The 13807-nt window shown below is 63.6% G+C and carries 14 protein-coding genes and 3 pseudogenes; 9 read left to right on the top strand and 8 right to left on the bottom strand.

From position 1 onward, the window contains the following. Positions 1 to 23: 23 nt before the first annotated feature. Positions 24 to 1376: a type I glutamate--ammonia ligase gene (gene glnA, locus EH209_RS05820; RefSeq protein ID WP_126661969.1), complete on the top strand. Its 1353-nt coding sequence runs from the start codon at positions 24 to 26 to the stop codon at positions 1374 to 1376. 134 nt (positions 1377 to 1510) lie between these two features. Here the strand turns inward: glnA and EH209_RS05815 are convergent, their stop codons facing one another. Continuing rightward, complete coding sequence (locus EH209_RS05815; protein WP_126661968.1) at positions 1511 to 2173, bottom strand: metallophosphoesterase family protein; 663 nt, start codon at positions 2171 to 2173, stop codon at positions 1511 to 1513. A 35-nt stretch (positions 2174 to 2208) separates the two neighbouring features. Continuing rightward, a complete protein-coding gene (locus EH209_RS05810) occupies positions 2209 to 3021 on the bottom strand; it encodes a helix-hairpin-helix domain-containing protein (protein WP_126662531.1) in 813 nt (270 codons plus the stop codon). Positions 3022 to 3242: 221 nt separating this feature from the next. On the opposite strand from EH209_RS05810, the gene EH209_RS05805 reads away from it, so the two are divergent. Continuing rightward, positions 3243 to 3761, top strand: coding sequence for a gamma carbonic anhydrase family protein (locus tag EH209_RS05805; RefSeq protein ID WP_126661967.1), 519 nt, complete (start codon positions 3243 to 3245; stop codon positions 3759 to 3761). A 43-nt stretch (positions 3762 to 3804) separates the two neighbouring features. On the opposite strand, the gene EH209_RS05800 is transcribed toward EH209_RS05805, so the two are convergent. The 3 genes and pseudogenes from EH209_RS05800 to EH209_RS05790 form a co-directional block, all read right to left on the bottom strand. Next, the gene (locus EH209_RS05800) at positions 3805 to 4254 is read right to left on the bottom strand and encodes a CBS domain-containing protein (RefSeq protein WP_126661966.1); all 450 of its coding nucleotides are present in this window, start codon (positions 4252 to 4254) and stop codon (positions 3805 to 3807) included. A 216-nt stretch (positions 4255 to 4470) separates the two neighbouring features. Further along, positions 4471 to 5664, bottom strand: a complete 1194-nt coding sequence (locus EH209_RS05795; protein ID WP_126661965.1) for a CaiB/BaiF CoA transferase family protein — start codon at positions 5662 to 5664, stop codon at positions 4471 to 4473. A gap of 122 nt (positions 5665 to 5786) precedes the next feature. Next, positions 5787 to 6020, bottom strand: a pseudogene (locus EH209_RS05790) (steroid 3-ketoacyl-CoA thiolase); the annotation flags it as partial. 69 nt (positions 6021 to 6089) lie between these two features. Here EH209_RS05790 and EH209_RS05785 point away from each other — a divergent pair. After that, the gene (locus EH209_RS05785) at positions 6090 to 6833 is read left to right on the top strand and encodes a helix-turn-helix domain-containing protein (RefSeq protein ID WP_126661963.1); all 744 of its coding nucleotides are present in this window, start codon (positions 6090 to 6092) and stop codon (positions 6831 to 6833) included. 368 nt (positions 6834 to 7201) lie between these two features. Here EH209_RS05785 and EH209_RS25080 read toward each other — a convergent pair. Beyond that, positions 7202 to 7282, bottom strand: a pseudogene (locus EH209_RS25080) (proline dehydrogenase family protein); the annotation flags it as partial. A gap of 178 nt (positions 7283 to 7460) precedes the next feature. Between EH209_RS25080 and EH209_RS05775 the strand changes: the two are divergent. The 3 genes and pseudogenes from EH209_RS05775 to EH209_RS25075 all read left to right on the top strand — a co-directional run bounded on the left by EH209_RS05775 (position 7461) and on the right by EH209_RS25075 (position 10012). After that, the gene (locus EH209_RS05775; protein ID WP_126661962.1) at positions 7461 to 8927 is read left to right on the top strand and encodes a sodium-dependent transporter; all 1467 of its coding nucleotides are present in this window, start codon (positions 7461 to 7463) and stop codon (positions 8925 to 8927) included. A 1-nt stretch (position 8928) separates the two neighbouring features. Continuing rightward, positions 8929 to 9252 (top strand): hypothetical protein, encoded by a 324-nt coding sequence (locus EH209_RS05770; protein WP_126662530.1) that lies wholly within the window; start codon positions 8929 to 8931, stop codon positions 9250 to 9252. Continuing rightward, positions 9249 to 10012, top strand: a pseudogene (locus tag EH209_RS25075) (proline racemase family protein). Before EH209_RS05770 ends, EH209_RS25075 begins: the two are co-directional and overlap by 4 nt. A gap of 190 nt (positions 10013 to 10202) precedes the next feature. Here EH209_RS25075 and EH209_RS05760 read toward each other — a convergent pair. Together EH209_RS05760 and pdhA are read right to left on the bottom strand one after the other, a co-directional pair. Further along, entirely contained in the window at positions 10203 to 10718 is a 516-nt protein-coding gene (locus EH209_RS05760; RefSeq protein WP_126661961.1) for a hypothetical protein, read from the bottom strand. Positions 10719 to 10789: 71 nt separating this feature from the next. Beyond that, positions 10790 to 11926, bottom strand: a complete 1137-nt coding sequence (pdhA, locus tag EH209_RS05755) for a pyruvate dehydrogenase (acetyl-transferring) E1 component subunit alpha (RefSeq protein ID WP_126661960.1) — start codon at positions 11924 to 11926, stop codon at positions 10790 to 10792. A 127-nt stretch (positions 11927 to 12053) separates the two neighbouring features. Between pdhA and EH209_RS05750 the strand changes: the two genes are divergently transcribed. The 3 genes from EH209_RS05750 (at position 12054) to EH209_RS05740 (ending at position 13805) form a co-directional block, all read left to right on the top strand. After that, the gene (locus tag EH209_RS05750; protein WP_126661959.1) at positions 12054 to 12278 is read left to right on the top strand and encodes a hypothetical protein; all 225 of its coding nucleotides are present in this window, start codon (positions 12054 to 12056) and stop codon (positions 12276 to 12278) included. Positions 12279 to 12441: 163 nt separating this feature from the next. Then, positions 12442 to 12870 carry a universal stress protein gene (locus EH209_RS05745; protein ID WP_126661958.1) on the top strand — a complete coding sequence of 143 codons (429 nt, stop codon included), beginning with the start codon at positions 12442 to 12444 and terminating at the stop codon, positions 12868 to 12870. Positions 12871 to 12941: 71 nt separating this feature from the next. Continuing rightward, on the top strand, positions 12942 to 13805 hold the full coding sequence (locus EH209_RS05740; protein WP_126661957.1) for an SDR family oxidoreductase: 864 nt from the start codon (positions 12942 to 12944) through the stop codon (positions 13803 to 13805). The last annotated feature ends 2 nt before the right edge of the window (positions 13806 to 13807 follow it).

The following is a 13807-nucleotide window of genomic DNA, read 5'->3' as shown; positions in this document are numbered from 1 at the left end:
ACTTGGGTAGGACGACGAGAAATATGACAAGCGGAAACATCACCGAGGCCGAACAGGCGGTATTAGACGAGATCGAGGAGAAAGACGTCGATTTCCTCCGTCTTCAGTTTACTGACATTCTCGGAACGGTAAAGAACGTCTCCGTTCCCGCTCGCCAGGCCGAGAAGGCCTTCAGCGAGGGTATCTACTTCGACGGCTCCTCGATCGAAGGCTTCGTCCGCATTCAGGAGTCGGACATGCGCCTGGTCCCCGATCCTGACACCTTCGCGATCCTCCCGTGGCGCCAGAAGGAGGGTAGTGCCGCGGCCCGGATGATCTGTGACGTCTACAACACCTCGACGGGCGAGCCCTTCGAGGGCGACCCGCGTCGCGTTCTCAAGAACGCGCTCGAGCGCGCCGAGGACCTCGGCTACGAGGTCAACGCCGCGCCCGAACCGGAGTTCTTCCTGTTCGAGGAAGACGAGGAGGGCCGCGCGACGACCAAGACCAACGACGCCGGCGGCTACTTCGACCTCGCGCCGAAAGACCTCGCCTCCGATGTCCGCCGAGACATCATCTACGGTCTCGAGGACATGGGCTTCGAGATCGAGGCCAGCCACCACGAGGTGGCGGAAGGGCAACACGAGATCAACTTCGAGTACGACGACGCGCTCGCGACCGCGGACAACGTCGCCACGTTCCGCACCGTCGTCCGCGCTATCGCGGCCCAGCACGACCTCCACGCGACGTTCATGCCCAAGCCGATCCCGAAGATAAACGGCTCGGGAATGCACACGCACTTCTCGCTGTTCGAGGACGGCGAGAACGCGTTCCACGACGAGGACGACGAGTTCAACCTCAGCGACGAGGCCCACTCGTTCCTCGCGGGTATCTTAGAGCACGCGCCGGCGATCACAGCGGTCGCGAACCCGACGGTCAACAGCTACAAGCGCCTGGTGCCGGGCTACGAAGCGCCGGTCTACGTCGCCTGGTCGGACCGCAACCGATCGGCGCTGATCCGCAAACCGGCGGCCCGCACGCCGGCGGCCTCGCGCGTCGAACTGCGCTCGCCGGACCCCTCGTGTAATCCGTACCTCGCCTTCGCCGTCATGATCCACGCCGGTCTCGACGGCATCGAGCAAGACCTCGAGTGTCCCGACCCGGTCCGGGAGAACATCTACGAGTTCGACGAGCAGAAGCGCGAGGAGTACGGTATCGAAACGCTCCCGTCGAACCTCGGCGAGGCCGTCGAGGCCCTCGAGGAAGACGAGGCCATCTACAGCGCGCTCGGCGAGCACGTCGCACCGAAGTTCGTCGAAGCCAAAAGCCAGGAGTTCGAGGAGTACCTTGTCGACGTCTCCCAGTGGGAACTCGACCGCTACCTCGAGACGTTCTGAGGTCACTCGAACGTCCGGCGTAGACTCGCTGCCGTTTTCTCTCTCGCTCTCGCCGTTTTGTTTCGGTCCGTCGCTCGCGTCCAGCGCTCGAGCCGCAGGCTCGCGGAGCGGGCCGTATCGCGACCGGGCCGCAGTCAGTCGGACGCGTCGGGGCCGAACGCGTGATCGTGGCCCTCGAGTCGGAGCCCACCTTCGTCGACATCGCCCTCGAGCGTGTAGTATCGCTCCCAGGCGGGGGCGAGGCTCACCACGTTGACGCCGTCGATCTCGGCCTCGCGGTGGCGCTCGTGGTGGCCGACCAGACAGAGCGACGGCGAGAGGGCCTCGAGCAGGGTGTCGACGTGTTCGCAGCCGGGATCGTAGCCGTAGGAGAGGAGCCCGGTCGGGGCCTCGTGGGTGAGCAGGACGTCGACGTCGTCCAGTTCGGCCGCTCGCTCGACGTCTTCGCGGGTGAAGTGCCGGCGGCGGTCGGCCTCGAGTTTGTCGCGGGGACAGTCGTACTTCGTCGGCGCGTAGTTCCCCGAGAGGCCGGCCACGCGGAGTCCGCCGACAGACGCGACGGTGCTCGCGAGCAGGTGGACGCCGTCGGCCTCGGGCGGTTCCTCGCCGGCGCGCAGCGCCTCGATAACGTCGAGATCCTCGTTGTTGCCCGCGACGAACCACGTCGGCGCCGGGAGGTCGTAGTACTCGAGGTCGCCGAGCTGTAACACGGCGGCGGGATCGACGGCTCGGTACAGTTCCAGAAGCGTCTCGCGGCGGTCCGGCTCGGACGCGTGGGCGTCGCCGAGAACGAGCATGCGTGGATGAACGGTCCCGTCGCGGAAAACGTTGCTCAGGATTCGGCCTGGTCGATCCACTCCTCGGCGTCGCTTTCCGAGACGTCGGCGGCTTCGGCGACAGTCTCGGCGTCGGCACGCACGAGGTCGTCGACCGTCGCGATGCCGGCGTCGGCGAGTCGCTCGCGGACGTCCGCGTCGATTCCCGCGACGGATTCGAGCGTGTGCTCCGGGTCGGTCTCAATCTTCGTCCCCGCTGAGACCTGCTGGTCCTGAAGCTGCTGGGTCACTTCCTCGGCCTGCTCCTCGAGTTGCTGCTGGACCCGCTCGATCTGTTCGGCCTGCCGGTCGAGCAGGTCCGTGACGTCGTCGCTCTGACGCTCGAGTTGCTCCTCGAGTTGATCCTGCAGCTCTTGGGTTCGCTCGAGTTGCTCGCTGAGCTGACTCGAGAGCTCGTCGACGTTCTGGACCGTCTGTTCCTCGACTGAATGGGTGAGCTCGAGGAACTGTTCGGTCCCGTCCTCGAGCGCGTCGACGAACTCCTCGGAGAACTCGTCCGCGACGTCGGTGTCCCGCTCGAGTTCGCGCTCGAGGGCGTCGTAGAACTCCGCGTGGGTCGTCTTCAGCTGTGTGAACGCCTCGTCGACGCTCCGGTGGGCGTCCGCGGACCCCTCGCCGGGGACCATCGCGGTCGTCGCGTCGACATAGCTGTGGGTCGCCGCCTGCGCGAGCTCGAGTTGCTGGCGTTGGAGCGACTCCTGTCCGTTCAGTCCGGTCACCGCCAGCCTATCGACGGCGGACTGTGCGGACAGCCCCTGCGTGAACAGTTGCTGGCTTCCTTTGATCGCGGTCCGCTGGGCGTCGAACATCGCTCGAATGGGGGATTCCGATTGACTCATTGGTCACTCGGTAGTCGGCGCCGTTCGGGGATAAGTGGCGGGCTTGCAAACCACTGAATGGGGTCTGGTGGTGAATAATACCACAACTGGCTTGCCAATAGGTAGCTCTGCGTTCCGGCAACCGTCACGCGAAACTGAGTGTCAGTGTGGGAGCCATTGAGAATTATGAGGGCCTTCGTGGTCCGTTCACCATGGTGGACAGTCGAACCTACGCGTTCGAGGGGACGCAACCGACGGTTGACGATGCAGCGGCGGTGAGTCGGGAGGCGACGCTGGTCGGCGACGTCCGGATCGACGCCGACGCGAGCGTCTGGCCGGGCGTCGTCCTCAGGGGCGACATCGGACCCGTTCGCGTCGGCGAACAGGCGCACATCGGCGACAACGCGACGATTCACGCTTCGACGCTCGCGGACCGCGTCATGATCGGTCACGGCGCGGTGCTCAACGAGGCGACCGTCGAGGAGGGAACGCTGATCGGATTCAACGCGACGGTCAACACGGAGTCGACCGTCGGCGCGGGGAGCGTCGTCGCTGCCGGGACAGTGATCCCCGACGAGTACGACATCCCGCCCGAGTCGTTCGCCCGCGGCGTTCCCGCCAAGATCACGCCGCTTGAGGAGACCGGCGTCGACGCCGAGGCGATCTTCGAGGAGTTCTCGTCGGGCGAGTACACGAACCTGGCCGGCCGCCACGAGGAACTGTTCGACTGAGTGCGCCGCACGACGGTCCGAACGAGTCGGCGGCGAGGGCCCGTTACTCGCCGGCCGGGATTTCCCGTCCGCCGTCGGCGCCGAGGCGAATCGGGTCGTCCTCCCGGTCGATCTCGAGTCGGTGCCGCGAGAGGTACGGCGCGAGCGTCGACGCGGAGACGAGGCCGTAGTAGGCGCCGTCGCTGACGACCGGGAGGTGTTTCACACCGTCGGCGCGCATCGTTTCCGCGGCGGCGACCAGCGATTCGTGTCGCGAGATCTCGGTGACCGGCGACGACATGACCGCCCCGACCGAGTGCGGTTCGAGCGTCTCGGCGACGAAGGCGACGATATCCGATTCGGTGACGATTCCGACGACGGTCTCGTCCTCGAGGACGACGAGCGCCGGCACGTCCGGATCGCGGAGTCGTTCCGCGGCTTCGGTGACGGGCGCTTCGGGCGGGATCGTTCGACCGGACCGAGTCAGTACACGTTCGAGTGGAACGTCGATCATCGCTTACACGTCGCTACTACGACCCGCTACATAACCACTTCGCATATATGCACTCTATTTCCTAGTATACCACTATTATGTGTTCTAAATTGCAGAATTATTGGACAATATGGCCCCATACGAGAACATATTGCTACATAGTCCACTCGTTACGATGCCCACCCGAGAGCGGGATTCGTCTCGCCGTCCGATCCGAGTCCGCCCGTCGCCTTGGGCTCACCGGACGGCGCCGGCATCGTAGAGCGCATCGATCTCCGCGTCGCTATAGCCCGCCTCGTCGAGATACCGGCGCGTGTGTTCGCCCTGCGTCGGGACGCGCTCGTCGAGTTCTGCACGCTCCGCCGTCGCTGCGGTTTCGTCGTCGAACCGGGCCGGAAATCCGATCCGCGGCGGGGCGCCGTCCGGACGCTCGATGAGATCTCGCGCCCGGAACTGGGGGTGCTCGAGCATCTCGGCGGGCGAGTAGACGCCGGCGAACGCCGCGTCGACGCCTTCGAGGACTGCCTCCCACTCGCCACGGGTTCGTTCGCGGAAGAGATCGCGGAGTTCGGCCTCGAGGGCGGCGCGCACGGCTGGATCATCCGTCCCGTGCTCGTCGGTGAGGTCGTCCCGGCCGACGGCCTCGCAGAACGCCCGCCAGAACCCCGGTTCGAGGGCCGCGAGCGTCACCCAGTTCCCGTCGGCGGTCTCGTAGCAGTCGTACCACGGATAGGCGCCCGTCAACGGGGTCTCGCCGGGTCGCGGCTCGGCGGGGTCGCCGGTCGCGGCCTGGTAGGCGACCGGCTGGGCGAACGAGGCGACGATGTCGGCCATCGCGACGTCGACGTACTCGCCGCCGGCGTTTCCCAGTTCCCTGGAGAGCAACGCCCCGACGATAGCGAACGCGGCGAACAGCCCGCCGGCCATGTCGCCGATCGGGTAGCCGGGGACCTGCGGTTTCTCCCCGGGTGACTCCCGCGTCAGATCGAGCAAGCCGGCCAGCGCGACGTAGTTCAGATCGTGGCCGACCCGATCCGCCCACGGACCGTCCTGGCCGTAGCCGGTGAGCGAGCAGTAGATCAGTTCGTCGTTGTGCTCGGCCAGCGTCTCGTAGTCGATCCCCAGTCGGTCGACGACGCCCGGCCGGAACCCCTCGAGGACGACGTCGGCGTCCTCGACGAGTCGGTAGAACGCCGCTCGCCCGTCGTCGGTTTTCAGGTCGATCGCGACGCTGCGCTTGCCGCGGTTGACCATCTCGAAAATCGCGCCGACGCCGTCGGCCGTGTCGGGCTCCATCGCTCGAGCGTAGTCGCCGGCGTCGGTATCCTCCACCTTCACCACCTCGGCGCCACAGTCGGCCAGCAACTGCGTCGCGTAGGGGCCGGGCAGCAGCCGCGAGCAGTCGAGCACGCGAACGTCATTTAGTCGCACATCATCCGTATCGACGCTCCGGTACTTTATCGTAGGGACGGTTTCGGAGGTAGAACCGAACGAGGGCAACGAGGGCGGCGAGGATGCCGAGGAGAGACGATTAGATCGATGTCGCCCGTCGATCAGACGCGCTCGATGATCGTCGCGATACCCTGCTCGAAACCGATACACCTGGTGGACGGCGCCCGATCCGGGTCGGTCCGCTCGAGTTCGTGTATCAGTTTCGGCAGCGGCGTCACGCCGATCGCGCCCAGCGGGTGGCCGCGCGCGATGGCGCCGCTGTTGACGGTTCCGTTTTCCCAGGAGACGCCGGTCTCCTCGAGCCAGACGGCAACCACCTCGTTGACCTCGAACACGGTCCCCTCCAGGACCACCCTTCTATGGTAGGGTTGGATATTTATATCACCGATTGTCTGTGTGTGTGTATGGCACAGGCAGAAGAGCGGGCGTCCCAGAACGCATTATTAACTCTCGAGATCTGGCATCCGGATTGTTGGACCCTAGAAGTGACAGGGGCGGTGTCCGCAAACCTGCTTGCACATACGGTATACAATGCGGCAGACGGACGTGTCAAGGGTCACTTTACGGCCTACGGCGACTCGGCCGAGGAGATCGATCGACTCGTCGACGAAGCTACCAACTCCCGATTGACTTATTCGGTCGTTGAAATGCAACACCGATACGGCTTCGACCACCCCCACGTCGCTTCGGGTAACGTGACCCGCGAGTTACTCGTCGAATACGACCCGAACAACACGGTCAGCAATGCGCTGGCTTCTCAGGGGTTTATCCAGGAGGGTCCCGTCAAGATCCGTAACGGGACCGAGTACTGGTCCGTATTCGTCGACAGCGACGATCGGGATCGGCTTCACGAGCGTCTCGAGGCCGTACAGGAGATGCGAGACGCCGAAATTACCGTTACCAAGATCTCTTCTCACAACCTCTCCGGTGATGATGCGCTCGGCAGAGTCGAAAATCTCTCGAAACGCCAGCGCGAAATTTTCGAACTCGCGTGCGAACACGACTACTACACGTGGCCCCGAGGAATCACGACCTGTGAACTGGCCGACAAGGCGGATATCTCGAAGACGACGCTCCTCGAACATCTCCGAAAAGCGGAAGTCAAACTTCTCGATCCGGCGATCGACGAAGTTACAGAGTCCCTCTAATCGTTATTCGAACCGGCACAACCGCCACTCACCGGTTCTGGTATCTTCGACCGTCGTCGAAGATACGTGGCTTCCGTCTGTCTTTCCTCCGTATCACTAGAAAGCGACGTTTTGGCTATTCTGTCGAATGCACCTCAATCTAGGTGTCCCCGATTCGAACCTCATCACGATAGAATCGCCGAACGAGCTGCTGAACAGGACGCGCGTTCAGTTGGATCGACACGGAGGACTACAAGACAACGGACAGAACCTCGAACACGTATGAGGGGATCGCTTTGAAAGACGACGGCGGAGTCGGCGTCTGTCTGCAGGCGTCCCTCAAACGGACCGGGAAGATCTCGACCGACTCGCCGACGTACCGGGACGGTTCGTCCCGTAACGGCACGGGCCGCGACCAGTAGGTTCTCTTTGCGCTCTCGAACTCGACGATGGAAGTACAGTGCCCACTGTCACCAGGCGAGATGTGCGGTCGACTTCGTTCTCTTCCTCCTTCAGCCACAAGAAGCGTCTCCTTCCATAGCAACGTCTTCTGTAAGGTAGCCGCCTTCAGATTCCGTTATTGGGATGCCGACTATAGTCGGGGTCCAATATAACCACCATCTTTCACATGATTTGTATGGATCGACCATGCAAGACTCAGAAACGAGAACGGCAAGAGAAGAATGGGGAAGCCGATTCGGCTTCCTGATGGCAATGGTGGGAGCCATGGTTGGAGCGGGAAATATCTGGAGGATGCCGTTCACCACGGGACAGAACGGTGGCGGAGCGTTCCTCATCGCGTACATCCTCCTCTTGTACGTCGTCGCGGTTCCCGGTCTCATGGCAGAGACGATGATCGGTCGGTACACGAACAGGGGCGTTATCGGAGCGTTCAATCAGATCCTCGAGAGTAAACGTGCGCGAGGACTCGGTCTTGTCGTTCTCATCGTCAACGTCGCGGTGATGTCGTACTACGCGCCGATCATCGGGTGGGCGCTCTACTACGCCGGCCACTCGTTACTTGCGACGTTCACCCAACCCGGATTTCAGCCACAGGCGTTCTGGGAGAGCTTCATCTCGAACCCAGCGCTCGTTATCGGGTTACACACGGTGACTATGGCTTCGATCGCCGGTGTCCTCCTTTTCGGGATCCGTCGCGGTATCGAGCGTGTGGTAAAGTGGATGATTCCGCTACTCGTCTTTGCACTGGTCGCGGTTGGGGTTCGCGGTGTCACTCTTTCCGGCGGGATGGAAGGGGTGGCATTTGCCTTTACTCCCGACTGGACGTACCTCACTCGCGGGAGTACTTGGGTCGCAGCACTCAGTCAGGCACTATTCTCGACGGGGTTAGGATGGGGGATCGCCCTCACTTACGGGAGCTATCTCGGCAGATACGATGATGTCCCGCTCGGTGGCGGTATGTTCACCGCGATCGGTAACACAAGTGTCGGTCTATTGGCTGTGTTCGCGACGTTTCCTATCGTGTTTGCGTTCGGAATCGAACCGACTGCGGGTTCTAATCTGCTATTCATCTCGCTGGCCGAGGTGTTCCCGGAGCTGCCCGGCGGAGCGTTATGGGCCGTCTTGTTCTTCGTCTCGTTTTTCTTCGCGACGTTCTCCTCCGGTCTCGGTATCACCGAAGTCGGCGTGACGACCGTTTCCGAAGAGACGCGCCTCTCACGAACCGGTTCAGTGCTCGCGGTCTGCGGGATCATCTGGCTGCTCGGTCTCCCGAGCGCCTACTCGTCGTCGTTCCTCGGTCAGATGGACTTTATGTTCGGAAGCTTCGGCCTCCCGCTATCGACGCTGGCGATCATCGCGCTCGTCGCGTGGAAGTTGGGCCCGGAGCGCGCTCGCGTTATTGATCTGAATCGTAACGCCGGCATTTACGTCGGTCGGTGGTGGAATCCGGTCGTTAAGTACGTTATACCCGCGGTAGTTGTGTTCATTCTCGGCTACGGGGTTGTCACGAGCATCGGGACTGAAAACCAGACGCTGATGATACTGGGTATCGGGCTCATGATCGCTCTCGTTGTCGTAAGTACGACCGTGATGAGCGTCGTTGGCGATGTGTCTAGTGGTTCTCCTGAACCCACCTCGGAGGGGGGGAACTGAGATGGCGCTCTCGACCGTCGCGTGGGTAACGATGCTCCTCGCGATACTCGCGCTTCCCGGCGTCGCAGGCGCCATCCTCATCAGATCACTTCGCACCGAAGACCGGAAGCTCGAGTTACTCAGAGAACAAGGGAATATCGACAGCTACCCGCCCCGTGCGCTGCAGGAACTCCGCGAATGGGTGCAGACAAACCCGAACGACCCGTATGCACCGGAAGCGCGACAGCGATACAACGAGTGCGTGCGCTCGCTCCGAGAAATCGACGAACCGTATTACGACTGGTCTGCCGAGCAGATAGAGGCACTGGAGACGATCGAAGAATGAGAACCAACGGAGACTTCGACGTGCGTACGGATACATCGGTTACGACAGTCGACACGCACACGGAGGGGGAATCGACACGTACCTCCTCGACAGTCTCGATCGGTCCACTCTCGAAGGGGATTGCGCTCCCACTAAGCGCGAGTCCTTCGTCGAGCAGTACGACTGGATTCGTGAACTACTGATTAGAGAACCGCGAGGGCACGACGACCGTCCCCATCTCGTTCTTACCCTCGCCGCTTCGGGTGGACGTCGTCTATGCCGGGAACTTCTTCGCGCTAGTCGATAGCGACCAACTGGTTGTTGCTATCGATACTGCCCGAACTGACGGGTTCGTCGACTGGGGACTCGAAATCCGGGACGCCGTCACTGATGAACTCGAGATCAGATCATCAATCCGTTTTCCGGCGAACGAGGTGTGGCGTCTATCACTGAAATCTATGCGTCCTCCGACGACGCCGACCGCAGCATCGTCGTCTTCGGTAACGGACAGGTGGACCGCTCTCCGTGTGGGACCGGTACGTGTGCGAAGATGGCGCTGCTATACGAGGAGGGACGACTTGCGGTTGACGAATTGTCCCAGCACGAGAGCATCCTTGGAACCCAGTTCGAGGGCCGAATCGTGGACACGAGAGAGGCGGACGACATCACTCTGATCACCCCTCCGATAACCGAATCTGCCCGAATTACGGGCAAGCACACCTTCGTGAAGGATCCGAGAGACCCGATAACTGGCTTCAGTATCACTTCGATAGACGAGTAGTTACCGCTCGTACTGGCCGAGAACTCTCGTTCCCGCTTTTCGGAGATGGTTAGGCAGCGTCGTCTTCGAGATGTCGATTTCGTCCGCGAATCCCTACGGGGACGTCTCCCTCAGCCATCCGTAGTATCTTTGAAGACTTTACCCTCGAAAACGCTTCGCGTCTCGTCATACCCCTTTCGGGCGGAGGATATCACGCTCGCTGGGTCGCCGAGCCGATGTCGAAGAACTCGGCGTAGAGCCCCTTTGCGAGGGCGTCGAGGTTCTCCTCCGCTTCGCTTGCGTCCATGGTGTCGCCGACGCCCTGCCACTCGACCGAGAAGCGGCTGATTGGGACCAGCGCGAGGCCGCCGATACGGATCTCGCCGTCGGGTGTGTGGACCGTCCACTCGGTTCGCATGCCGTCGGACGACCGGGTGACGTCCTCGATGTGGGCACCGGCGTCGACCCACCGCTCGACGAGGCCGTCGGTAATCCGCCGAAGTCGCCGCTCGCCGAGCACGTGGGCGCCGACGCCGCCGCCGACCAGCACGGCGAACGCGGCGAGGGCCGTCGGCACGCCGCCGTAGGGGATGTTCACTGACGCGGCCAGTCCGCCCACGACGACGACGAGGCCGAGGATCCGGGCGTCGACCGCGCTGGGAACCGTCCCGCTCCAGCCCGACTCCTGCGTCGACTGCTCGACCTGCGTCGGCTGCTCGAGTTGCATAGTACTCGCGGATGGGGACGACGCCCCGGTAGCCGTTGTCCTGTCCCAGTTCCGGCTTTATGGTGTGATCATTACTCGTAATCGAGTAATTCATCGTCGCCGTGTCGTTCGCGGAGGTCCTCGAGCTCCTCGCGCTGGGTCTCGAGTCGCGGCGTCAGGTCGGCGTACGTATGCTCGAACAGGTTGCGCGGGTCGGCCTCTGCGGATTCGGCGCGATCGACCAGTTCCTCGAGGGTGGCCTCGATCTCGGCGTCGATCGTCTCGATCCCGTCGTCATCGAGGACACCGCGGTTCCGAAGGTAGGTCTCGAACCGGTCGATGGGGTCTCGCTCGCGCCAGCGCTCGACTTCGGCCTCGTCGCGGTAGGCCGAGGGATCGTCAGCGGTCGTGTGCGCGCCGAAGCGGTACTGGACGGCCTCGATCAGCGTCGGCCGCGGCCGGCCGTCGTCGCCGGAGCGAGCGTCGAGCGCTTTCTCCCGCGCGGCCCGCGTGACGACGTAACTCGCCAGCGGATCCATCCCGTCGACCTGCACGCCCTCGAACCCGTAGGCGGCGGCCTTCTGGGCGATGGTGGCGCTCGCGGTCTGGTTCTCCCGCGCGATCGAGATGGCCCACTGGTTGTTGTTACAGAAGAAGATCGTGGGGGTGTCGAAGACGCCCGCGAAGTTCATCGCCTCGTGGAAATCGCCCTCCGAGGTGGCCCCGTCGCCGAAGTGGACGACGCTCGCGCGTTCGTCGCCGTTCAGCTTCGCGGCCCACGACCAGCCGACCGCGTGGGGGAGGTGGCCGCCAATCGAGATGTTCAGCGGGAAGACGTCGAGCTCGGCTAGAGCCGCGTTGCCGTCCTCGTGGCCCATCCAGTACAGCAGGTACTCCCACGGGAGGTCCCGCGAGACGACGGCCCCGTGTTCTCGATACTGAAAGGAGAGCATGTCGTCGTCCGCGAGCGCGTACGTCGAGCCGATCTGCGAGCCCTCCTGACCCGCGAGCGAGGCGTAGGTTCCCAGCCGACCCTGCCGCTGGAGGCTGATCATCCGCTCGTCGAACCGTCGAGAGAAGCGCAGATCCCGGTACATCGACCGCAGCGTCTCGTCGGCGAGGTCGGGTTCCAGTTCCGGCGCGACGATCGTCCCGTCGGCGTCGAGGACCCGGATGCGGTCGTCGGGCTCCCGCTCGAGAACGGCGCGCTCTACGGCGTCTCCTGCCATACCTCGAGCCTCTGTCTCCGGCCACATAACGATATCCCGCGGCACGGCCGCACCGCCGACGACCTCGACGATTTCTGGCGGCGAAAATCCGCGACACCACTTTAGGTGTCTCGAGCGAAGGTGACGTATGGACGATTCGGACGTTACCGTCGATGTCGAGGTAGAGGTCGAAGTCGACAGCGAAGAACTCGAACTCGAGGCCGAGGACCGCCGCGAGTTCGAGGGCGAGTTCGAGACGGACGGACTAACGATCGAGGTCGAGGCGGAGATCGAAGTCGAAGGTGAGGAGGAGGTGGCTGCTGAAGAGGAGGAAAGCGAGGCGGAAGCCGACGAAGACGAGGACGAGGAGTAGGTCGCGATCGATTCGCGTCCGTCCACCGCTCGACGGACGACTATCCAGCAACCATCGTTTTTGGCGGTCAATTCGCTCACGGAGCGGTCGCTCGGCGCCGGGTGTTTCCGAACCCGTGACGGGTGAAGTCGGTTTTATCACTCGGTTGCATGAATGATCGTCCATGTACCGCGTTCTGATGCCCGTCAACACGAACGAGAGCCGAGCGATCGCGCAGGCCGAGTCCGTCGCGTCGCTCCCCGACGCCGCCGAGTCCGTCGAGGCCTCGATCCTGTTCGTCTTCACCGACGAGAACGAGGACCTCCCGGCGGAGATCGAACGCTACAAGTCCGCCTCGCGGGTCGCGTCCGTCCGGCGAGCGCGGGAGCGCCTCGAGGAGGCCGGCGTCGACGTCACCGTCCTCGAGGGCAGCGGCGAGATCGAAGCGGATGACGTCCTCGAGGCGGCCGACGAGCGCGACGCTGACGCCATCGTCCTCGGTGGTCGGAAGCGATCGCCCGTCGGAAAGGTCGTCTTCGGGAGCCTCACCCAGTCGGTGATCCTGATCAGCGACCGCCCGGTCGTCGTCACCGGCGGCCAGCGGGAGGAGTGAAAGACCGTCCGAACCGGACGGGACCCCGGGTCGTCGCCGGGATTTATCACGCGCTCGAGAGACGGTAGCACATGGCTCTCGAGCGACCCGATCTCTCCGGCAAGACGGCGTTCATCACGGGCACGACCCGCGGCATCGGCAAGGCGATCGCGCTCGCACTGGCCGAGCAGGGCTGTAACATCGTCTCGACCGGCAAAACGAGCGAGGAGGACGACGACTACGCGGACAGCGACCTCGAGGGAACGATCGAACGGACGGCCCGCGAGGTGCGGGAGCGCGGCGTCGAGGCGCTGCCGATCCGATTGGACGTCCGCAACGAGGCGGCCGTCGAGGCGGCCGCGGAGCGGGCCATCGACGAGTTCGGAACCGTCGAGATCGTCGTCAACAACGCGAGCGCGATCCAGTTCGCGGCCGTCGCGGAGCTCCCGCCGAAGCGGTTCGACCTCCTGACCGACGTCAACGCGCGCGGGACGTATCTCGTCTCGCGGGCGTTCGCGGACCACCTCCGGGAGGCCGACGACTCGTGGCTGCTCACGAACGCGCCGCCGGTGACGATCGATCGCGCGCCGGACCTGGCGCCCTACGCGTGGTCGAAACTCGGTATGACCTTCCTCACGCTCTCGATGGCGAGCGAACTCGCGGCCGACGACGTCGGCTGTAACACCTTCTGGCCCGTCACGGCGATCGATACGCGCGCGACCCGACACTTCGGGATGGGGACCGAAGACGACTGGCGCAGTCCGGAGATCGTCGCCGATACGGTCCTCGAGATCCTCTCCCGGGATCCGGCCTCGTTCACCGGGAACGCCGTCTACGACGAAGAATTGCTGTACGAAGCGGGGATCGAGGACTTCTCGCGGTACAACCTCACCGAGGGCGACCCGGAGCCTGGCTCGGCGCAGCTGTTCGATCCGGACTATCAGCGGCCGGAGTGAGG

The organism is Haloterrigena salifodinae (assembly GCF_003977755.1).
GTDB classification, from domain to species: domain Archaea; phylum Halobacteriota; class Halobacteria; order Halobacteriales; family Natrialbaceae; genus Haloterrigena; species Haloterrigena salifodinae.
Note: the sequence above shows the minus strand (reverse complement) of the source record. Positions and strands in the feature narration are given on the sequence as shown.